The organism is Rhizobacter sp. Root1221, from assembly GCF_001425785.1.
Taxonomy (GTDB): domain Bacteria; phylum Pseudomonadota; class Gammaproteobacteria; order Burkholderiales; family Burkholderiaceae_C; genus Rhizobacter.
In genome coordinates, this window is the sequence record NZ_LMDI01000013.1 from 38,049 (window position 1) to 58,053 (window position 20,005).

19 protein-coding genes are annotated in these 20,005 nt (G+C 69.5%); 17 read left to right on the forward strand and 2 right to left on the reverse strand.

Features of this window, described 5'->3' with window-relative positions; translation table 11 throughout:
• Positions 1 to 57 precede the first annotated feature (57 nt).
• From ccmA to ASC87_RS11820, 14 genes are all read left to right on the forward strand, one after another.
• On the forward strand, positions 58 to 675 hold the full coding sequence (gene ccmA / locus ASC87_RS11760) for a cytochrome c biogenesis heme-transporting ATPase CcmA (RefSeq protein WP_056661390.1): 618 nt from the start codon (positions 58 to 60) through the stop codon (positions 673 to 675).
• A complete protein-coding gene (gene ccmB, locus ASC87_RS11765; protein WP_056661393.1) occupies positions 672 to 1,349 on the forward strand; it encodes a heme exporter protein CcmB in 678 nt (225 codons plus the stop codon). The genes ccmA and ccmB overlap by 4 nt, the downstream gene beginning before the upstream one ends.
• Positions 1,350 to 1,484: 135 nt before the next feature.
• Positions 1,485 to 2,237, forward strand: a complete 753-nt coding sequence (gene ccmC / locus ASC87_RS11770; protein WP_056661396.1) for a heme ABC transporter permease CcmC — start codon at positions 1,485 to 1,487, stop codon at positions 2,235 to 2,237.
• On the forward strand, positions 2,215 to 2,385 hold the full coding sequence (gene ccmD / locus ASC87_RS30685) for a heme exporter protein CcmD (RefSeq protein WP_082568567.1): 171 nt from the start codon (positions 2,215 to 2,217) through the stop codon (positions 2,383 to 2,385). The genes ccmC and ccmD overlap by 23 nt, the downstream gene beginning before the upstream one ends.
• The gene (gene ccmE, locus ASC87_RS11775; protein ID WP_056661399.1) at positions 2,382 to 2,822 is read left to right on the forward strand and encodes a cytochrome c maturation protein CcmE; all 441 of its coding nucleotides are present in this window, start codon (positions 2,382 to 2,384) and stop codon (positions 2,820 to 2,822) included. The genes ccmD and ccmE overlap by 4 nt, the downstream gene beginning before the upstream one ends.
• Positions 2,819 to 4,771, forward strand: a complete 1,953-nt coding sequence (locus ASC87_RS11780) for a heme lyase CcmF/NrfE family subunit (protein WP_056661402.1) — start codon at positions 2,819 to 2,821, stop codon at positions 4,769 to 4,771. The genes ccmE and ASC87_RS11780 overlap by 4 nt, the downstream gene beginning before the upstream one ends.
• Positions 4,768 to 5,292 (forward strand): DsbE family thiol:disulfide interchange protein, encoded by a 525-nt coding sequence (locus ASC87_RS11785; RefSeq protein WP_056661405.1) that lies wholly within the window; start codon positions 4,768 to 4,770, stop codon positions 5,290 to 5,292. Before ASC87_RS11780 ends, ASC87_RS11785 begins: the two co-directional genes overlap by 4 nt.
• Positions 5,289 to 5,771 carry a cytochrome c-type biogenesis protein gene (locus ASC87_RS11790; RefSeq protein WP_056661409.1) on the forward strand — a complete coding sequence of 161 codons (483 nt, stop codon included), beginning with the start codon at positions 5,289 to 5,291 and terminating at the stop codon, positions 5,769 to 5,771. Before ASC87_RS11785 ends, ASC87_RS11790 begins: the two co-directional genes overlap by 4 nt.
• Positions 5,768 to 6,982, forward strand: coding sequence for a c-type cytochrome biogenesis protein CcmI (ccmI, locus tag ASC87_RS11795; protein ID WP_056661412.1), 1,215 nt, complete (start codon positions 5,768 to 5,770; stop codon positions 6,980 to 6,982). Before ASC87_RS11790 ends, ccmI begins: the two co-directional genes overlap by 4 nt.
• Positions 6,983 to 7,037: 55 nt before the next feature.
• The gene (locus ASC87_RS11800) at positions 7,038 to 9,725 is read left to right on the forward strand and encodes a YncE family protein (RefSeq protein WP_157603976.1); all 2,688 of its coding nucleotides are present in this window, start codon (positions 7,038 to 7,040) and stop codon (positions 9,723 to 9,725) included.
• 79 nt (positions 9,726 to 9,804) lie between these two features.
• On the forward strand, positions 9,805 to 10,173 hold the full coding sequence (locus ASC87_RS11805; protein ID WP_056661415.1) for a helix-turn-helix domain-containing protein: 369 nt from the start codon (positions 9,805 to 9,807) through the stop codon (positions 10,171 to 10,173).
• Position 10,174: 1 nt separating this feature from the next.
• Positions 10,175 to 11,488, forward strand: a complete 1,314-nt coding sequence (locus ASC87_RS11810; RefSeq protein ID WP_056661418.1) for a type II toxin-antitoxin system HipA family toxin — start codon at positions 10,175 to 10,177, stop codon at positions 11,486 to 11,488.
• 867 nt (positions 11,489 to 12,355) lie between these two features.
• Entirely contained in the window at positions 12,356 to 12,550 is a 195-nt protein-coding gene (locus tag ASC87_RS11815; RefSeq protein ID WP_056661421.1) for a hypothetical protein, read from the forward strand.
• Between the two features lie 5 nt (positions 12,551 to 12,555).
• Entirely contained in the window at positions 12,556 to 13,143 is a 588-nt protein-coding gene (locus ASC87_RS11820; RefSeq protein WP_157603977.1) for a polymer-forming cytoskeletal protein, read from the forward strand.
• 208 nt (positions 13,144 to 13,351) lie between these two features.
• Here ASC87_RS11820 and ASC87_RS11825 read toward each other — a convergent pair whose 3' ends face one another.
• Complete coding sequence (locus ASC87_RS11825; protein WP_157603978.1) at positions 13,352 to 14,074, reverse strand: hypothetical protein; 723 nt, start codon at positions 14,072 to 14,074, stop codon at positions 13,352 to 13,354.
• A 111-nt stretch (positions 14,075 to 14,185) separates the two neighbouring features.
• On the opposite strand from ASC87_RS11825, the gene ASC87_RS11830 reads away from it, so the two are divergent.
• Positions 14,186 to 15,961 carry a hybrid sensor histidine kinase/response regulator gene (locus ASC87_RS11830; protein WP_056661430.1) on the forward strand — a complete coding sequence of 592 codons (1,776 nt, stop codon included), beginning with the start codon at positions 14,186 to 14,188 and terminating at the stop codon, positions 15,959 to 15,961.
• A 19-nt stretch (positions 15,962 to 15,980) separates the two neighbouring features.
• Here ASC87_RS11830 and ASC87_RS32425 read toward each other — a convergent pair whose 3' ends face one another.
• Entirely contained in the window at positions 15,981 to 16,844 is an 864-nt protein-coding gene (locus ASC87_RS32425) for a helix-turn-helix domain-containing protein (protein ID WP_056661433.1), read from the reverse strand.
• A 210-nt stretch (positions 16,845 to 17,054) separates the two neighbouring features.
• Between ASC87_RS32425 and ASC87_RS32430 the strand changes: the two genes are divergently transcribed.
• Together ASC87_RS32430 and mobH are read left to right on the forward strand one after the other, a co-directional pair.
• Positions 17,055 to 18,350 (forward strand): hypothetical protein, encoded by a 1,296-nt coding sequence (locus tag ASC87_RS32430; RefSeq protein WP_056661436.1) that lies wholly within the window; start codon positions 17,055 to 17,057, stop codon positions 18,348 to 18,350.
• Between the two features lie 65 nt (positions 18,351 to 18,415).
• Positions 18,416 to 20,002 (forward strand): MobH family relaxase, encoded by a 1,587-nt coding sequence (mobH, locus tag ASC87_RS11845; protein ID WP_056661439.1) that lies wholly within the window; start codon positions 18,416 to 18,418, stop codon positions 20,000 to 20,002.
• Positions 20,003 to 20,005 lie beyond the last annotated feature (3 nt).

Below are 20,005 nucleotides of genomic sequence, written 5' to 3' on the forward strand. Positions count from 1 at the left end.
CTCGGTTTCGCCTGGCCGCCTCGGCGCACCCGCGCCGTGTTGCAGAATCCAGGCCGCATGTTGACCCTTCACGACCTCGCCTGCGCCAAGGGCGAACGCCTCCTCTTCAAGGGTGTGCATTGCACACTCGAACGCGGCGCATGGCTCCACGTCACCGGTGCCAACGGCATCGGCAAGACGAGCCTGCTGCGCCTGCTGTGCGGCCTCTCACCCCCCGCCACCGGAGAAATCCGGTGGGACGGCGAGCCCATCCAAGCGCTGGGTGAAACCTGGCGGCGCCAGTTGCTCTACATCGGCCACGACAGTGGCCTGCAGGGCATGCTCAGCGCACGCGAGAACCTGCGGGTGGCCGCGGCACTGGCCGGGTCCCGCCCGTCCGACACCGAACTCACCGCTGCGCTCGCCCGGCTCGGCCTGGCCGGCCGCGCCCATCTGCCGGCCCGGTTCCTGTCCCAGGGACAGAAGCGCCGCGTGGCGCTCGCCCGCCTCGTGGACAGCACCGCGCCGGTCTGGGTGCTGGACGAACCCTTTGTCGCGATCGACGGTGAAGCGCTCCAGGTGCTGTCCGGGCTGATCGCCGCGCACCTCGAACGCGGTGGCCTGGCCGTGCTCACGAGCCACCAGGCCGTCGACATCCCCGGCCGTTCCGGCCAGTTGCTGGAGCTGACCCGATGAGCGGCGATCCCACCGTGTTCGCCACCGTGCTGCGGCGCGACCTGCAGGTGGCCATGCGGCAAAAGAGCGATGTGCTCATGTCGCTGGTGTTTTTCGTGATGGTGGCCAGCCTGTTCCCGCTGGCCATCGGGCCCGAGACGGCGCTGCTGCAGCGCATCGCGCCCGGCATCCTGTGGGTGGGGGCCCTGCTGGCCGCGGTGCTGTCGCTGCAGCGCATGTTCGCGGGCGACCACGCCGATGGCAGCCTCGAGCAGATGGTGCTGTCGCCCACGCCGCTGTACGTCACCGTGGCGGCGAAGACGCTCGCGCACTGGCTCGTGGCCGGGCTGCCGCTGGTGCTGGTGGGGCCGGTGCTCGGGCTGCAGTTCAACCTCGACCCGCGCAGCCTCGGGCTGCTGATGCTGTCGCTGCTGCTCGGCACGCCGGTGCTGAGCCTGGTGGGGGGCGTGGGCGCCGCGCTCACGCTGGGCGTGCGGGGCGGCGGGGTGCTGCTGGCGCTGTTGATCCTGCCGTTGTATGTGCCGGTGCTGATTTTCGGGGCGGGTGCCGTGGAGGCCGATGCGGCCGGGCTGGATCCGTCGGGCCACCTGCTGCTGCTGGGCGCGATGTTCGTGTTGAGCGCGTTTTTCGCGCCGTGGGCCACCACGGCTGCGTTGCGCATCTCGTTGGAGTAGGCGATCGGCCTCGGGCCAGGGCCCGGGCAACTGTTATAAGTTGAAACCCCGAGGAGTCGCCCGCCCGGGGGCTGTGTTTCCCACAGTACATTCCGAGGCTGATTTTTTCGAACGAGAAGTTCACGCGGCAGCCGAATGTCCTCAGCCACCAAGATCAACTGGTTCCGTTTTGCGTCTCCCCAGACCTTCTACCCTCTGGCCGGACGCCTGTGGGCGCTGTTCGCGCTGCTGGCCGCCGGCTTTGCCGTGGCCGGCCTCTGGGTCTCGTTTTTCGTGGCCCCGGTGGATGCCCAGCAGGGCCAGGGCTACCGCATCATCTTCATCCACGTGCCTGCCGCCTGGATGGCCATGTTCCTCTACGTGGTGATGGCCGCCTGGGCGGCCGTGGGGCTCGTGTTCAACCTGCGGCTCGCCAGCATGATGGCGTCGGCGCTGGCACCCACCGGCGCGCTGTTCGCGCTGCTGTCGTTGTGGACCGGCGCGCTGTGGGGCAAGCCGATGTGGGGCGCCTGGTGGGTGTGGGACGCCCGGCTCACGTCCACGCTGATCCTCTTTTTCCTGTACCTCGGGTTCCTCGCGCTGCAGGCAGCCATCGACGACCCGCGGCGCGCCGACCGCGCCGGTGCGCTGCTGGCGCTGGTGGGCGTGGTGAACGTGCCCATCATTTATTTTTCGGTGAAATGGTGGAACACATTGCACCAGGGCGCCTCTGTCTCTGTGACCCGCTCGCCATCCATGGCGAGCGTGATATTGTGGGGCATGCTGCTGATGGTGATGGCATGCTGGATGTACGCGGCAGCCGCCTGCCTGTCGAGGGTGCGCAGCATCATCCTCGAGCGGGAGCGGCATGCGGATTGGGTGAAAGATGCAGTGGCACAGTCTCGGTGAGTTTTTCGCGATGGGCGGATACGCCTTCTATGTTTGGGGTAGCTTCGGCGCCACGGTCCTGGCCCTCGGCATCGAGGCCGCCTTGCTGCGCGCCCGCCGCCGCCAGGCACTGGCGCAGGCCGCGCTCCCTCAGGACCTGATGCCATGAAACCCCGTCAGAAACGCCTGGCCTTCATCGTGGGCGGCGTGGCCAGCCTCGGCATCGCCACGGCCCTCGTGCTGAATGCCTTCCAGAGCAACCTCGTCTTCTTCTTCACGCCGTCGCAGATCGCCGCGGGCGAAGCCCCGAAGGACCGCACGTTCCGCATCGGTGGCATGGTGAAGGCCGGCAGCGTGCAGCGCACCGACCTCACCGTGCGGTTCGTCGTCACCGACACCGTGCGCGAAACCCCGGTCACGTACACCGGCATCCTTCCCGACCTCTTCCGCGAGGCCAAGGGCGTGGTGGCGCAGGGGCGGTTGAACGCCGAAGGGCTGTTCGTCGCGAACGAGGTGCTGGCCAAACACGACGAGAACTACATGCCCCCCGAAGCCCAGCACGCAGTGGACCAGGCCCAGAAGGCCGCGAGGACCTTGAAGCCATGATTCCCGAGATCGGTCACTTCGCGCTGATCCTCGCGCTGCTCGTCTCCATCGTGCAGGGGGTGCTGCCGCTCGTGGGCGCCCACCGCCAGCGGGCGGACTGGGTCGCGCTGGCGCGGCCCAGCGCCCAGCTCGTGTTCCTGCTCATCGCCGTGTCGTTCGGCTGCCTCGCGCAGGCGTTCCTCGCAAACGACTTCTCGGTGCTGTACGTGGCCCAGCATTCCAATTCGCAGCTGCCGGCCATGTACCGGTTCGCGGCGGTGTGGGGCGGCCACGAAGGGTCGCTGCTGCTGTGGGTGCTGATGGGGTCCGTGTGGGGCCTGGGCGTGGCCACGTTCTCGCGGCAGTTGCCTGACGACATGGTGGCGCGTGTGCTGGGGGTGCTGGGGCTGCTGGCGGTGGGGTTCCTGCTGTTCATCCTGGCCACGTCGAACCCGTTCACCCGCCTCGTGCCGGCCGCCGCAGACGGGCGCGACCTGAACCCGCTGCTGCAGGACCCCGGGCTCGTGTTCCACCCGCCCATGCTCTACATGGGCTACGTGGGCTTCTCCGTGGCGTTTGCCTTTGCCATCTCGGCGCTGCTGTCGGGCCGGCTCGACGCCGCCTGGGCACGCTGGTCCCGCCCGTGGACCACGGCCGCGTGGATCTTCCTCACGTTCGGCATCGCGCTGGGCTCCTGGTGGGCCTACTACGAACTGGGCTGGGGGGGCTGGTGGTTCTGGGACCCGGTCGAAAACGCGTCGTTCATGCCGTGGATCGTGGGCACCGCGCTGATCCACTCGCTGGCCGTCACCGAAAAGCGGGGCACGTTCAAGAACTGGACCATCATCCTGGCCATCAGCGCGTTTTCGCTGTCGCTGCTGGGCACCTTCCTCGTGCGCTCCGGCGTGCTGACGTCGGTGCACGCGTTTGCCACCGACCCCACCCGCGGCGTCTTCGTGCTCGGGTTCCTGACCGTCGTGGTGGGCGGGTCGCTGGGCCTGTTCGCCTGGCGCGCGCCGAAGGTGAGCGTGGGCGGCCATTTCGCCGTGGTGTCGCGCGAGGCGCTGCTGCTGCTGAACAACGTGCTGCTGATGACCGCGGCTGCCAGCGTGCTGCTCGGCACGCTGTACCCGCTCATCGTGGACGCGCTGAACCTCGGCAAGATCTCGGTGGGCCCGCCGTACTTCAACAGCGTGTTCGGCCCGCTGATGGTGCCGCTGCTGATGCTGATGCCGCTCGGCCCGCTCGCCCGCTGGAAGGCGGCCGACTGGCGCGACATGCTCGCCCGGCTGCGCCCTGCCATCGTGGTGGCCGTGATCGCCGCCGTGGCCGTGCCGTTCCTGATGGGCGCGTGGTCGTGGCTTGCCGCGCTCGGGGCGTTCCTGGCCGCGTGGATTGTCAGCAGCTCGGCCGTGCACGTCTGGCACCAGACCCGCCGCGGTACCATGCGGGCGCCGCTGTCGTTCTGGGGCATGCACCTCGCGCACTGCGGCATCGCCGTGTTCGTGGTGGGCGCCACCTTCGTGTCCACGTACCAGACCGAGCGCGACGTGCGCATGGCCCCCGGCGACACCGTCGACGTGGGTGGCTACACGTTCCGCCTCGTGGGCGTGAGCGAGGTGCGCGGGCCCAACTACGTGGCCCAGCGCGGCGACGTGGAACTCTCCCGCAACGGCGAAGTGCTGCGTTCGCTGCACCCTGAAAAACGCAAGTACCTGTCATCCACGATGCCCATGACCGAAGCGGCCATCGACGCCGGCCTCACGGGTGACCGCTACGTGGCACTCGGTGAACCGCTCGACGCCTCCGCATGGAGCCTGCGCGTGTACCACAAGCCCTTTGTCGATTGGGTGTGGGGCGGTTGCCTGTTGATGGGCCTGGGTGGTTTGCTGGCCGCGGCCGACCGCCGCTACCGGCTGGGCAAGGCACGCACCGCGCCGGCCGTGGCAGCCCAGGGAGCCCCCGCATGAAAAAGCGTTTCCTGTGGCCGCTGGCCATCTTCATCGTGCTCGTCGGGTTCCTGGCCGTGGGCCTGAAACGCGACCCGAGCCTCGTGCCGTCCCCGCTCGTGGGCAAGCCCGCGCCGGTGTTCGACCTGCCGCAGCTCGATGCCACGGCGCGCTTCGCGCCGAAGGACCTGCAGGGCCAGGTGTGGATCTTCAACGTGTGGGCGTCGTGGTGCGTGGCCTGCCGCGAGGAACACCCGGTGCTGGTGGCGCTGTCACGCGAGAAGCTGGTGCCGCTCGTCGGCCTCAACTACAAGGACCAGCCCGCTGACGCGAAACTCTGGCTCGAGCGCCACGGTAACCCTTACACCCTGTCGGCGGTGGACGCCGACGGCCGCGTGGGCATCGACTACGGCGTGTACGGCGTGCCCGAGACCTATGTGATCGACAAGGCCGGCGTGATCCGCTTCAAGCAGATCGGCCCGGTCACCCGCGAGGTGCTCGACGAGAAGATCCGGCCGCTGCTGAAGGAGCTGCAACGGTGAAGCGCTTCCTGCTGTCCGCCTTTGCTGCCTGGTGCCTGGTGGTGATCCCCGCCGCGGCCCGCGAAGCCGCCCCGCTGGCCGAAGACCCGGTGGTGGAGCAGCGCCTCATCCGCATCTCCGAGGACATCCGCTGCCTCGTGTGCCAGAACGAATCGCTCGCGGGCTCGCGCGCCGACCTCGCCAACGACCTGCGCCGCGAGATCCGCAAGCTGATCCACGAGGGCAAGACCGACGCCGAGATCACCGACTTCCTCGTCAGTCGCTACGGTGACTTCGTGCTGTACCGCCCACCCGTCAAGCCGCTGACGTGGGTGCTGTGGTTCGGCCCGTTCCTGCTGGTGGTGGCGGGTGTCGTCTTCCTCGTGGCGTACCTGCGCCGCCGCCAGCAAACCTATGCCGCGTCGGCCGCTCCCGGGCTGTCTGACGACGAGCGCCGCCGCGCCCAGGCGCTGCTGGACGCCACGGACCCCCGCCCATGACCGCCTTCCTGTCCATTGCCGCGCTGCTGACCCTTCTCGTGATCGGGCGGCTGCTGTGGCCGTTGTTGCGCGGGTCGCGCGGCAGCACGCTGACCGTGGCCCAGCTCAATTCCAAGGTCTACCGCGACCAGCTGCAGGAACTGGAACGCGACCTCGCCCGCGGGCAGCTGACCGAACCCGCCTACGCGGAGGCCCGTGACGAACTGCAGCGCCGCCTGCTCGAAGACGTGTCGGCCGCCCCGGCCAGCACCGCGGTTCCCGTGTCGACGTCGGGCCGCTGGACGGCGGTGGCGCTGGCCGTGCTGGTGCCGCTGGGCGCCGCCGGGCTCTACAACCGAGTAGGCAATGCCGCCGCCATCGACACACCCACGGCGCGCGCGGGGGCTGCACCCGAGGACGTGCTCCGTGCCGTCGAGCACCTGGCCGAGGCCCTGCGTAAATCACCCGACAACCTGGAGGGCTGGGTGCTGCTGGGCCGGGCCTACGCCCGCATGGAGCGGTTCGCTGACGCCGCCGCGGCCTACGAACGCGCCGCACCGCTGATCCAGAAGGACCCTGGCCTGCTCGTCGAACAGGCCGACGTGCTCGCCGCGGCCGCCGGTGACCAGCTCGAAGGCCGGCCCATGGAACTCGTCAAGCGGGCCCTTGCCCTCAACCCGAAACACCCGATGGGCCTGATGCTGATGGGCATGTCGGCCTACCGCAGCGGCGACCATGCCGGTGCCGTGGCCGAATGGGACAAGCTGATGGCCGTGCTGCCGCCCGATTCGCCCGAGGCACGCCAGGTGCAATCGAACATCGACCAGGCGCGGAGCGAGGGCAAGTTGCCGGCACCCACGGCGGCCCCGCCGGTGGCCGCGGCCACCGGCGCTACGGTGAGCGGCGAGGTGACGCTGGCCCCGGCGCTGGCCGCCCAGCTCAAGCCCGACGACGTGCTGTTCGTGATCGCCCGGCCCGACGACGGTTCGCGTGCCCCGGTGGCTGTGTTGCGCAAGCGCGTGGCCGACCTGCCGCTGACGTTCACCCTCGATGACAGCATGGCGATGATGCCCGAGCGCACGGTGTCGAAGACCAAGTCGGTGCTGCTGGTGGCGCGCATTTCACGTTCTGGCCAGCCCATGCAACAGCCGGGCGACCTGGCCAGCGAACCCAGCGCGGCCGTGGCGCCGGGCACGAAGGGTGTCCGCCTGGTGATCGACCGCCAGTTGTGATCTCCAGCTCGTTTCCTGCAGCACGGCCACATTGCAGGACACGAGGAGGCAACCCATGAAGTTCCCCGGGGGAGCCGCCTTGTGGGGGCTCGCCGGCGCCATCTTGTGCGCGGGATGGGGGCTGTGTGCCGTGGTGGCGCCGGTTCACGCCGGCACCACGGGCACGCCACCCGCGGCAGGTGAGTTCGTGACCTTCGAGAGCGGCCACGTGCGGCCCATGGCACTGTCCGGCAACGGGTTGCGCCTGTTCGTCGTCAACACCCCGGACAACCGCGTCGAGGTGTACGACACCGCACCCGGCACACCGGTGCTGACCGAGTCCATCCCGGTGGGTCTCGAACCCGTGGCGGTGGCGCTGGCCAGCGACAACCAGCTGTGGGTGGTCAACCACCTGTCCGACAGCGTGAGCATCGTAGACGTGTCCGTCAGCCCCGCCCGTGTGGTCAACACGCTGCTGGTGGGCGACGAACCGCGCGACATCGTGTTCGCCGGCACCGGCAACAAGTGGGCGTTCATCACCGCCGCCCACCGCGGCCAGAACGTCAAGTTCGACCCGAAACTCACCACCGCCGGCACCGGCCGCGCCGACGTGTGGGTGTTCGACACCACCGCGCCCGGCACCGCGCTGGGCGGCACGCCGGTCACCGTGCTGAACCTGTTCGGCGACACGCTGCGCGCACTCGCCAGGAATGCCGCCGGCACGCGCGTGTACGCCGCGGTGTTCAACTCGGGCAACAAGACCACCATCCTCGCCAGCGACATCGGCGAGGGGGGCATCACGAAGCCACCGCCCACCACGGCGGCCGATGGCGCCACGCAGCCGCAGACCGGGCTCATCGTGCAGAAGAACGCGGCCGGCAACTGGGTGGACAGCGGTGACCCGAAGACCGGCACCGCGGCGCGCACGTGGAACTCGCGCGTCAAGCTGAACCTGCCCGACTACGACCTGTTCACCATCGACACGAGCGGCCCCACGCCCACGGTCACCACCACGCGCGTCACCGGCGTGGGCACCACGCTGTTCAACATCGCGGTGAACCCGTCGTCCGGCAAGCTGTACGTCAGCAACCAGGAGGCGCTGAACCTCACGCGCTTCGAGGGCCCTGGCACCCGGTCCAGCACGGTGCGCGGCCACTTCGTCGAAAGCCGCATCACGGTGATCGACGGCATGACCGCCTCGCCGCGCCACCTGAACAAGCACATCACCAGCTACGCCAGCACCACCGGCACCGCCGCCGAAAAAGCCGCCGCGCTCGCCACGCCCCTCGAGATGGCCGTGAGCCCGGACGGTGGCACGCTGTACGTGGCGGCCATGGGGTCCAACAAGCTGGGCCGCTTCAGCACGCAGGAACTCGAAGGAGACACCTTCACGCCGTCGGCCGGCAGCCATGTCGCGCTGACGGGCGGCCTGCCCACCGGCGTGGTGCTGGACCCGGGGCGCCACCTCGCCTTCGTGACCACGCGGGGCGACAACGGCGTGTCCGTCGTCGACACCCAATCGTTCACCGAGCAGGCCCACGTGAAGATGCACAACCCGGAACCGGCGGTAGTCACCAGCGGCCGCAAGTTCCTGTTCGATGCATCGCTCACGTCCAGCCGCGGCGATTCGTCGTGCTCGGGCTGCCACATCTTCGGTGACACGGACCACCTCGCGTGGGACCTGGGCAACCCGGATGAACGCCGCGTGCAGAACCCGGGCGCCTACAACGTGAACATCCCGCGCCTGGGCCGCAACACCAACCTGCACCCGATGAAGGGCCCCATGGCCACGCAGAGCCTGCGCGGCCTGATGGGCAACGGCCCCATGCACTGGCGCGGCGACCGCACGGGCCAGGGCCGCAGCACCGGCGAGACGCTCGAGCAGCAGGCGTTCCAGGACTTCAACGCCGCATTCACCGCCTTGCTGGGCAACGCGGCGCAGCTGCCGGACGCCGACATGGCGGCCCTCACGAACTACGCGCTGAGCCTCAGCTACCCGCCGAGCCCCGTCCTCAACCTCGACTTGTCGCTCACCACGGCGCAGGCGCAGGGGCAGCACATCTACAACACCGTCACGTCGGACACGCTGACCACCTGCAACGGCTGCCACGCCGTCAACGCCGTGCAGAACCAGTTCGGCACCGACGGCACGCTGGCCGTCGAAGGCGGTGGGGTGGACGAGGACATGAAGATCCCGCACCTGCGCAACATGTACGCGAAGGTGGGCATGTTTGCGCGCAACACGCAGGTCGCTGGCGCCCCGGATGCCGGGGACCAGATCCGCGGGTTCGGGTTCGACAACACCGGCGCGTCCGGCACGGTGGCCGGTTTCCTGGGCGCCGCGGTGTTCACGCTGAACGCCACGCAGCGCCACCAGGTCGAGCAGTTCGTGCTGGCCATGAACTCGGAGATGAATCCCATCGTGGGCCAGCAGGTCACCGTGACCCCCGCCAACGCGGGGCAGCGCGACGTCAGCGCACGGTTGAACCTCATCGTCGCGCGTGGCAAGGTGACGAGCCCGCGCGCCGAGTGCGAGGTGGTGGCCAAGGGCGTGATCGCGAACGTGCCGAAGGGCTGGGTGCACAACCGCGGCACCGACCAGTTCGTGCCCGACAAGTCGTCTGAAGCGGCACTCACGCTGACCGAGTTGCTGTCGGCCGCCGCGGCCGACGACGCCGCGCTGACCTTCACCTGCGCGCCTCCGGGCAACGGCACACGCGTCGGTGTCGCACGCACCGGCACGGCCATCCGCGACCGCGATTGACGCTGTTCGAAGGGCCGCTCGGCATAGTTTGTACACATAGATATTGATGAAATGGCCTGTTTCGCTATAATCTATATGTATGCCGAAGACCGCCCGCGCCCTCCTGCAGCTCCCACCTTCGACGGCCGCCGCCATCGAGAAGCTGGGCGCCGACCTGGCTGTGGCTCGCTTGCGCCGCAAGGAGTCATTGAAGGCCTGGGCGAAGCGCATGGGGGTTTCCGTGCCCACGCTTCAACGGCTGGAAGCCGGTGACCCGTCGGTTGGCCTTGGCATCGTCGCGACGGCCCTCTGGCTCATCCAGCGCGACGGCGAGCTGAGAAATCTCGCCGCACCCGAACACGACCAGGGTGCCATCGAGATGAATGTCCGCGAGGCCGTCGAGCTGGGTCGTGCGCGCGCCCAGGCTTCCGCGGAAGCCCGCATCAGCGCGAGCCGGACGAAGGGCTGAGATGCGCCTGGACGACTTGCACCTCTGGTTCCTGGGCGACCCGGCCACACCACGCCTCGTCGGCGCACTGAAGCTCGTGTCCGCCGGCAAAGGCGTCTCGTTGCACTACGGCAAGGCGTGGCTGGGCAGCGGATTCGCCCTGAGCGAGGACCTGTCGCTCGTCGATGTCGAGCACATGCCGCCAAGTCGCCTGGGGGCCGATGCGCAGCGCGCCGTCGGCGCGGTCGACGATGCGCGGCCGGACCGTTGGGGAGAGAAAGTCATCCGCTTCGTGGACAAGCCCAAGCGTCTCTCCCTCATGGAGTACCTGTACTACGCGGGCGACGACCGGTTTGGTGCGCTCGGCGTTTCCACGTCGGCCAGCACGTACAGCCCGCGAGCCGGGAGTGCACTTCCTCGGCTCGAGGAGGCACAGTTGCTCAGCGAGGTCGTGGCAAAGATCGAAGCCGCGGAGCCCCTCAGCGCCCTGGAGGCGAAGATCATCCGCGCGGGCGGCAGCCTCGGTGGCGCGAAGCCCAAGGCGCTCGTCGACATCGGCGGCGAGCAGTGGGTCATCAAGTTCTTCAATGGCGAGCCCGTCGACACGCCGGTCATCGAGCATGCGACGATGACGCTTGCCAGGCGCGCGGGCATTGCCGTGGCCGAGACGCGTGTCGTCCACCTCGCCGGCGGGAACGCCATTGCCGTTCGCCGCTTCGACCGCGAACAGGGCCGGCGCATTCACAGCATCTCGGCGGGCACGGCCATCCGCGCGGCCACTGCGTCCGGAGACGAACCCGAGATGGGGTACCCCGAACTGGCGCGCATTCTCCGCCGCGTCGGCATCGCCCAGGACAACATCAACCAGCGGGATGCACGCGAACTCTTTCGCCGCATGGTGTTCAACATCCTGGTCGACAACACCGATGACCACGAGAAGAACCATTCCCTGCTGGTCGTGAACCCGTTCGAGAATGGCCGCCTGAAGCTGGCGCCGGCGTACGACGTCTTGCCAACCAACTCGGGGCAGGGCTACCAGGAGTTCATCTGCGGCGCCCAGGGCCGCGACTCGACGCTCGAGAACGCCATGTCGCAGTGCGATGCATTCGGCCTGCTGCCCGCGGAGGCTGCGGCCGAAGTGGCGGCCGTCATCGACGTCGTGCACACATGGCAGGCGCACTTCGCGCAGGCCGGCGTGACGGCGCGCGACATCGACAGCCTGGCGGAGCGCATCGACGGCGAAGAACTCCTGGCCCAGCGCACCGATTTCGATCAGGCCAGGTTCCGGTCGGCAACGGCCAGGAAGAAACGAACGAGCCCTTTTCGGCGCAGCTGACCCTGGCCAATCCCACGCGGATCGCTTCCAGGCGCATCGCTGTACCGGGTTCGCCGGTGGGCACTTTCGGCACCGGTCATGAGGTCGTGCCGTTGGCGGGTCCCCGCATGATGGTTCGTGTGGAATGCCATGGCGCCGTGTGTGTGGTTTGCCTGCGGTGTCCATCGCTCCACGGGAAACCACATGGCTCAGGAATCGAACGTCGACATCAAGGTCCGGTTGGGCGTGTTGGCCCATGCCAACGTGGGCCAGCCCGGGCGTCGTCTGGTGTGGCACCGCGCGGGCGGTTGGGTGCCGGTGCCGGCTCGCCGCAGCGGCCTTGCCGGCTGGCTGTCACACGCTGGTGTGTTGCCGGTGCTGGGGGTGCTCGGGATGGGGGCCCTGGTGGCGTGGCTGCTGCTGCACGCCGACGCGCCGCCGTCGGCTCTCGCTCAGGGTTCTGTTCCGGTACCCGCCGCTTCCTCACCAGCGAAGGCGCAAGTCCCATCGCCGGATGCCGGCCACCTCGGTGCTGCTGGCGCGGGCGAACCGGTTTCGCGCGCCGCCAGTTCGCCCGTGCCGGGGGTGCCATCCCCTCCGCCGGGCGATCGGATGGCGCCGCGGCCTGAATGGGCCGCTGCATCTGGTGCAACGCCAGCGGGCATGGCTGTCGCACCAGCGCACGCTTTTCCTGCGCCCGACACTGGCGAGACTCGCGCACCCCGGCGGCCCACGCGCCCGCCTGCGTCGGGCCTGGCGGGTGAAATCGGCCAAGTTGCCGCCAACCCCGAGGCACGTTCTGCCCGTTCAACGCGGCGCCCAGGGCGTGGGCCTGCCGATCTGGCAGCACCTGCCGCTCCGGCATCGCAGGCGCCGCCCAACGACGGCGTGGTCGCCAGTCCCAACCGTTCGGACCTGCTGGTGGCCATCACCAGCGCCAACTCCATCGTGGTGCCCGACACGAAGGGGCTCCCGGCGTCGTTCCGCGTGGGTGAACGCCTGCCGTCGGGCGCCCGGTTGCTCAGGGTCGATCCACGCAGTGGCGAGGCTGAAACCGACCGCGGCCTGATCCGGCTGGAGTGAACAGCATGAAATTCCACCTCGACCTCGACCTCGAACCCGGCCGCGTGCCGGACAGCCCCCATCCTGATCCAGACTACCGCCTGCGGAATGCACCCCATGGCGAGGAGGTGGCGCCGATCCAGGGCGGCCCGGTTGCGCACGTGCGCGTGCCCGTGCTCCACGCGGCCGTGCGGCCGCCGGTGGCACGGCCACCGCCGCCCGAGCCGGCCTGGTTCACCGCGTCACAGGCCGATGGGCCCACGCTGGTGGTGCCGGTGGGCGCGCGTGTGCGCGGCCATTGCCAGGCCCAGCACGTCTGGGTGCTGGGCGAGGTGGACGGGCACGTGTGTGCCACCAGCGGCACGCTGGTGGTGGCCGCCGGGGCCCGGGTTCGCGGCGGCGTGATGGGCGCCGCGGCCGTTGTCATTGCCGGCCGGGTGCAAGGCCGCCGGGGTCGTCCAGCCGTGGTGGCCCATGGCCGGTTGGACATCGCCTGCAGCGCGCACATCACCGGCACCGTGGTGCACGGGGTGGTGGCCCTGTACGAAGGCGCCCGCGTCGAGGGCGACCTGCTGCCGGTCGCACAAGGGTGGGATCGGTCCGGCACCGAGTGAGGCGTCGCGCGGCCGCGGGCGTTGCCGGTGGGGCGCGCAGGCCGGTCGTCTTGACCTGCCGTGCCGGCCCGGTGCGCACGTCAAAAAAGGGTGGCCCGCGCCTGCGGGCCACCAAGCCATGGCATGGCACTGCAAAAGGGGGGCGTTCGCCCGGCATCAAACATCAAACGGGTGCCGCAGCGATCGTGTGGTGCACGTCGTCCGGACGTCACTCGCCGTGGGGTGTCTCAGGCGGCAGGACGGTCTCCGGGCCGGGGTCGCCGGCGTCTCCCGTGTGCAAGGGGCGGACGGGGGCCGGGGCCCGAGGGCGGTCGCCGCGCACCACCCGTGCCATGGCCCCGTACTGCTGCCGCACTTCGCCCGCGACCGATCGCAACGCCTGGCGCAGCACGGCCTCGCGTGACCGGCGCTCGCGGGTGTCGATCTGGCCGAGGAGCCAGAGGCGTTCGATGGTGGCGAATGCACCATCGGCCGCCAGCAGCACCTCGAGGCAGGTGCGGGCATGCGGGTGGATGATGGGCACGGCGACCGTGGCCGGTGCGGCGTAGTGGATGGCGATGTCGGCCAGCCCGCCGGCTTCCAGCAGGGTGTTCGCCTGCTGGCTGGCGTCGGCACATCTAGCGTGTGCGTCTTTCAGGCAGGCGGCGATGGCGGCGTCGGCCGCGTCGACTTGCCGAGGGTCCACGTCACGGAAGTTGCGCACGCGATCGAGACCGCTCAGCCAATGGCTGAGCTGTTCGAAGTTGCGGCGATAGAACTGGCGCACGCGCAGGGTGTGGATCTCGCAGGGCAACAGCACCATGCCGCCCTGGAACCCCTTGGCGAACGAAACCGGGGCGTCGGGCTCGCCTTCCGTGCAAAACAACTGGATGGGCTGCGGGTGCGGCTGCAGGTTCGGGACGGGTGATGGTGAAGTGCGGACAGTGGGCACGGCGATCTCCTGAAGAGGCATCGACCTTAACGTCCCCGCTCCGGGGTACCCCCTTCGAAACCGGCGCGAAACGACGAGGGTGCGGCGAGCGCCTTGCTCCAGAATGTCGCCATGCACTTCCCGATCCGGCTTCCTTTCCGCGGAGGACCCTTTGGCGCCGCGCTGCTCGCGGGCGCGCTGGCCTTGGGGTTGTCCGTGTCGATGTCGCGCTACCTGAACCGCGACCTGCTCGACGAGTTCAGTGACGCCTCGCAGTTGCTCCAGCGCCAGCAGGCGGTGGCCGCCGACCACGAGGCCGCCGCCGTGGCATTGATCGATCTCGCGCGCCTGCTGGCATCGCCGCGCGCCGATGCCGATCAGGAGGTGGCCCGGCAACTGGCCGTGTTCCACGGGCACGCCGAACGGCTGGCCGCCCAGCTCGGGCAACGTGCCGGTGCAGCCAGCACGCCGGTGTACGCCGACACCTTGCCCGCACTGCAGGCGTTCCCCGGCGCGGCCGGTCCGTCCGATCCGGCGCTCCTGCCACGCACGCTCGAAGCAGCCGACCGCCTCGCGCGGCTCGGCCGTGCGGTGCGATCGCAAGACGAAGCCGAACGCCTGGCGCAGCAGGCCGCCATGATCCACCTGCGCACCCGCACGGTGGTGTTGTCCCACCTCATGTGCCTGATGTTCTCGCTCACCGCCGCCGTGGCCACCTTCGGGGTGCTGCTGGCGCGCCGCGAAGCGCGAACCCGCCGCGAGGCCGACGATGCGCGCCGTGCCGCGGTGGCCTCCGGCGAACAGGCCCAGGCGGCCAGCCGCGACAAGAGCAAGTTCCTCGGCATGCTGACCCACGAGCTGCTGACGCCGCTTCAGTCGATCATCAGCAGCATGGACATCATCGAGTCGAAAGGCCGGGTCGAGGCGGGTGAACCGCTGTTCCTGCGCCTGCGGGAAGGCACCCGCGCGTTGCGCGCGCGCCTGAGCGACCTGGTCGACTTCGCGAAGATGTCCGCGGGCCGCCTGGCGGTGAACCCGCGCAAGTTCCGCCTCGACCGGCTGGTGGAGGAGGTCATCGCCGACCACGAGGAGTCCGTGGTTCGCAAGGACCTCGACATCCACTGGACCCCCGGCCCCGACCTGCGCCAGGCCGTGGTCACCGACCCGCGCCGTGTGCGGCAGATCCTCGACAACCTGGTCTCCAACGCCGTGAAGTACACGGAACGCGGTGGTGTCACGGTGCATGCCGCCGTGGAAGCGGCCGAGGCTGGCAGCGGGCGCCTGTGCCTGGAGGTGCGTGACACGGGTGTTGGCATCGCGCCCGAGGCGCTGTCTCACATCTTCGATCCGTTCTACCGGGTCGCCGCGGCCACCCCGATGGCCGAAGGCAGCGGCCTGGGCCTGGCGGTGGTGCGCAGCCTCGTGGAACTGCTGCACGGGCAGCTCCATGCAGAATCCACGCCCGGCGCCGGTTCGCGTTTCGTGGTCTGGTTGCCCATCGCCACCGCCGCGCCACTCGAGATCGCATCACCCCCGCCGCTCGGGCTGCCGCCGGTGCTCGTCGTCGACGATGCCCACGACGTGCGGGCCGCGTTGGCCGACGTGGTGCGCGGGTTGGGCTACGCGCCGTCCGAGGCGGGCAGTGGCTTCGAGGCCCTGCGGGCATTGGCCGAACGCCGCTTCGCTGCCGTGCTGCTCGACCTGGACCTGCCCGACCTGCCCGGTGGCGAAGTTGCCAGGCGCGTGCGCCAGGGTGACGGCCCGAACCGTGCCACCCACCTCGTGATGCTGTCAGCGTCGCATGCCGTCGATGCCGACGTCGAGCGCTGGTTCGACGCGCGGGCCGACAAACCTGTGGCCGCGGCGCAGTTGCAGGTGGCGCTCCAGGCGGCGGTTCTCGCGTCGTGAGAGGCCTCGTGAGCAGGTGTCAGCGCGGCGTGGGTGCCATGCCACGCCGCAGGTAGCTGGCCAGCACAGCCTGGCGGAATGGCTTCTCGAAGATGCCCACGGAAAACGCCTCGGCAAAGGGAATCAACGACCCTTCGGTTTCCGCCCCGGTGTGCAACGCGCCGGTGGTGATGGCGATGGGCACGCTGGGCTGCCGTGCACGGATCTGCCGAATGGCACCTTCGGCCGTGCCCCCACCCAGGAGCCAGTCGATCACATAGGCTTGGCACGGGCGGCGGTCCAGCGAACCCACCAGGTCTGCGGCCGCGTGGTAGGTGTGGACCACCATGCCTTCGCCTTCGAGCGCCATGGCGACCACCGCCGCAGCGTTGCTGTCGTCCTCGAGCAGGGCCACGCGTTGGCGCGGAGCGCTGCTGATGCGCAATGACGCGATGCTGTGGCGGGGGAGGCCCCGCGTGGCGTCGGCGTCACCGGGGTACACCGCCCAGCCGTCGGCCTGACGCACCGCCACCAGGTCGCAGAGGTCATCGGGCGCGAGCAACGGCCCCACCAGCAGTTGACCGGATGCCGGCAGGCCGGGCAGGTGGAGCCGCGCCGGTTCGGGCGCGCCTGCGCCGCCCGAGCGTTCCGCCGGACCGCCCGACACGCCGATCAACGTGTCGACGTCGGTGGCGAAATGGTCCGCGATGACCTTCAACTCCGGTTGCGAGAACGACGACTCGCCCTTGAACTTGCGGAACACGCTGGTCTTGGCCAGCCCCAACAGCCCGGCCACTTCGGTGGTCTGCTTGTGCCGCGGGATGCCGCGGCCAAGCAGGAACGCCTTCAGCGCGGGGTAGGGGCCATCGTCGAGCGGGCCGTGCGGGTCGTGGTCGTCGTTCATGTCGGTGGCGGAGCGAAGGGCCGGGCGATTATAGAAAGGATTGCGAAAGAAGTGCGGTCTGTGCCGTTCTAGGGGGTTGGGATTGCAATGTGGATTCAATGGCGGTGATGATTGCGAAATGAATGCAGCTGCAACGTAATTGCATTGATAGGGCGAATCGCAGTTCTCGTTTGCCCGAGTTTGTTCCACCGTCGTCATCCCGGAGAACCCATGGAAACCAACCCGATCCCGCTCCACGCCGCCTGTGTCGTCGACCAGAAGGACCTCAACGAGGCCGTCATCGGTGCTGTTGCGGCCGTGGCCCGGCAGAACATCCACCACTGCGCAGAACTCTTCGGCATCAGCGTGCGCCTTGCCCAAAGGTTCGCGTCGATGGCCCTGCAATCCGACGACCGCACGAGCGACGTCGATCCCCTGGAGGACCTGGCCACCACCCCCACCGCGCTGTGGCGTGTGCACATGACTGTCGAGCACGTCGCCGAAATGCAGCGGGGCCGGGGTGGCCCGGCCCTGCCGCACCTCGAACGCTACCGGCCCATCGTCAAGGCGCTCAACGAGCAAGTCGTGCTCACGCTGCTGCGCTATGCCACGCAGCCCCGGCTCGCGGCCCTGGTGGGCGGGCTGGGCAGTGCCGACGTGATGGCGGCCATGTCGTCGGCGAGCTGCAGCACGCTGGTGCAGTCCGCAGGCCACCTCCCGCGGCCGTTGGTGGCCCTCACCGTCAACGAGGTGTACCTCGACCGCGTGTTCTCCACGCTGAGCGGTTTGCCGGTGGACGCCACGATGCGCTCGTTGCTCGCACGCACGCTGTGCCACTGGAACGACTTCGTGGCCATCAGCGCCGGCCTCGACCAGGAACTGGCGGAACCGCGGCGCGAACGTGTCACGAAGATCGGCCGGCCCACCGCCGTCTTCCTGCCCCCCGGCGAGGCCCGCACCATCCGCCAGCTGATCGACCACGGCGTCAGCACGAAGGCCATCCTGCAGTTCACCCGTTCCGAGGTGAATTCCGCCCAGGTGCGCCGCCTGCGCCACACCGCCGACGTGCGCCGCGCCATCGATTCCGACATCGATGCCGTCGATCCCGATCTTCCCCGCACCCACGACAGCAATGCAGCGGTCTGGGGCAGCGCGGCGCGGCGGCTGCTCGTCACATCCATCTTTGCGCACCAGCGCATCCTGGTCTCGCTCGGCATGCCGCCGCACGCGGCGTTCGTGGAAGCGTACGAGTTCTATGCCATCCACCACCGCGACCCGTCGAACCCGCTCTCGCTGTCCCGCCTCATCAGCGCCGTGTTCACGCCCATGCGCGAGGGCCTCGTGCACCTGGGGCACTGCAGTGAGTGCGGCACCATGCACCTGTCGCACGACGGGCACCACAACGGCATCGAGTGCCCGGTGTGTGCCCTGGCGAAGTTCAACAAGCTGGGCCGCCCGTCCGCGTTCCGTGCCTCCCATTGGCTGCCACGCCCGCACACCCGTTCCACCCAGCCCCTTATGGCATGACTGGCAAGGGCGGCCCTCGGCCGTCTTTGCCAAGAATGGTTGCCTCCAGACCCCACCGTGCCGCCATGCTCAATTTCCTCAAACGTGCCGTCCTGCCTGGCGGCGTCCCGGCCGGGGTCGTCGGCCGCCTCGTGTCCGGTCCGCCGGTCCACACCGAGGAGCATCTTTCCATCGACGTTCCCCGCTACCCCCCGTCTGACCCGGGGCTGCCCGCCGCACCCGTGCCTGCCATCGTCGCCTCGCAGCGCGACCTGATCGATCGCTTGCGCCGGGTGTCCGGGTTCGACGACCCCACATTCGAGAGCCGGTGCCTCGCGCCCATCCAGGGCGTGGCCCGTTATGTTCACCTGCTGCCCGCCACGGCCTTCGAGCACTTCGCGGGCGCCGGTGGCCTCTTTCGCTACTGCGTCGAGATGGCGCTCTTCAGCCGCCAGGCGGCGGAGGGCCGCATGTTCGCCCACGCCGCCTCTGCCGAAGCGCGGCGCGACCTGGAGCCGCGCTGGAAATACGCCTGTTTCCTGGCCGGCCTGCTGAGCGAACTGCACCGTCCCCTGGCGGCGCTGGTCGTCACCGACCCCACCGGCCGCGTCTGGCCCACGTTCCTCGGCAGCCTCGATGCCTGGCTGCGCGCGGTCCAGGCGGAGCGCTACCACGTGGCATGGCAGGGGCGCCCTCCGGGTCTGCCCGCCAGTGCCGAGGGGGCTGCCGTTTTCGGCGACATCATCCCCAAAGGTGCGCTGGCCTGGCTTAACGAGGCCTCGCCCGCGCTGGTGGCCGAGGTGTTCGGCACCGCGCTCGGCCAAGCCGGCACGGGTGGAGGCGTGGCCTCGGTGGTGGGCGCCACACGCGAGCGGGTGCTCCATGTCGAGGCCAGCACGCGGCGTACGCGGTACGGGCAACTGCGCGTGGGCCATCACCTGGAACTGTACCTTGTCGATGCCATCCGGCAGCGGGTTGCGGCAGGCGGTTGGGGCGCCAACCCGAGGCAAGGGCCGCTCTGGTTTGGCACCGACGGCCTGTACCTCGAATGGCCCGTGGCGGCAGGCGCGATCCGCGACGACCTCCTGCGCAACGGCACCCCGGGCATCCCGCTGTGTGCCTTTACCCTGGCCGAGGTGCTGGGGCGTGCCGGCGTGCTCGCCGAAGTGTCCCCAGGGAATTGGCTGTGGCCCATCTGCACCGGTCCGTGCCATGACACAGCGCCGCCACCCACGCATTGCAGCGCGTTGAAGTTCGCCGAACCCCGGTCCGTGCTGGGTTACTCCGACGTGCAACCTGCGGCCCACCGGTTCCATGGCGTGGTCGAGCCCGGCGAACACGCCGTGTTGCCGGCACCCTCGCAGGGCTTGGCGCCGGCCGAGGCCCGCATGGTCGATCAGTGGCGCCAATCCCTCGGCGCCCGGCGCACCGATCTCCTCGTGTGGCTGCCCGGCCGGGGCCTCGCCGTCTCGCAGGACCTGATCGCATCGTCCGGCGCCGACCTGGCCGCGGTGGCCACGTCCCTGCATCGGCGGCATTGGCTGGGGCGTGGTGACTGGCCATCGCCCCACGCCCGCGCGGGGCTGCTCGCCTTTGCAGGCACCCTCAAGCCCGGGCTGGTGCTCAACGAGGCAGGCGCCCGCCAACTGGGTCTGGCTGTGCCACCCACGTGACTC

Coding starts and splice junctions, on each gene's coding strand:
- ccmA (WP_056661390.1), top strand. CDS start 58: ATGTTGACCCTTCACGACCTCGCCTGCGCCAAGGGCGAACGCCTCCTC.
- ccmB (WP_056661393.1), top strand. CDS start 672: ATGAGCGGCGATCCCACCGTGTTCGCCACCGTGCTGCGGCGCGACCTG.
- ccmC (WP_056661396.1), top strand. CDS start 1,485: ATGTCCTCAGCCACCAAGATCAACTGGTTCCGTTTTGCGTCTCCCCAG.
- ccmD (WP_082568567.1), top strand. CDS start 2,215: ATGCAGTGGCACAGTCTCGGTGAGTTTTTCGCGATGGGCGGATACGCC.
- ccmE (WP_056661399.1), top strand. CDS start 2,382: ATGAAACCCCGTCAGAAACGCCTGGCCTTCATCGTGGGCGGCGTGGCC.
- ASC87_RS11780 (WP_056661402.1), top strand. CDS start 2,819: ATGATTCCCGAGATCGGTCACTTCGCGCTGATCCTCGCGCTGCTCGTC.
- ASC87_RS11785 (WP_056661405.1), top strand. CDS start 4,768: ATGAAAAAGCGTTTCCTGTGGCCGCTGGCCATCTTCATCGTGCTCGTC.
- ccmI (WP_056661412.1), top strand. CDS start 5,768: ATGACCGCCTTCCTGTCCATTGCCGCGCTGCTGACCCTTCTCGTGATC.
- ASC87_RS11800 (WP_157603976.1), top strand. CDS start 7,038: ATGAAGTTCCCCGGGGGAGCCGCCTTGTGGGGGCTCGCCGGCGCCATC.
- ASC87_RS11805 (WP_056661415.1), top strand. CDS start 9,805: ATGCCGAAGACCGCCCGCGCCCTCCTGCAGCTCCCACCTTCGACGGCC.
- ASC87_RS11810 (WP_056661418.1), top strand. CDS start 10,175: ATGCGCCTGGACGACTTGCACCTCTGGTTCCTGGGCGACCCGGCCACA.
- ASC87_RS11820 (WP_157603977.1), top strand. CDS start 12,556: ATGAAATTCCACCTCGACCTCGACCTCGAACCCGGCCGCGTGCCGGAC.
- ASC87_RS11830 (WP_056661430.1), top strand. CDS start 14,186: ATGCACTTCCCGATCCGGCTTCCTTTCCGCGGAGGACCCTTTGGCGCC.
- ASC87_RS32425 (WP_056661433.1), bottom strand. CDS start 16,844: ATGAACGACGACCACGACCCGCACGGCCCGCTCGACGATGGCCCCTAC.
- ASC87_RS32430 (WP_056661436.1), top strand. CDS start 17,055: ATGGAAACCAACCCGATCCCGCTCCACGCCGCCTGTGTCGTCGACCAG.
- mobH (WP_056661439.1), top strand. CDS start 18,416: ATGCTCAATTTCCTCAAACGTGCCGTCCTGCCTGGCGGCGTCCCGGCC.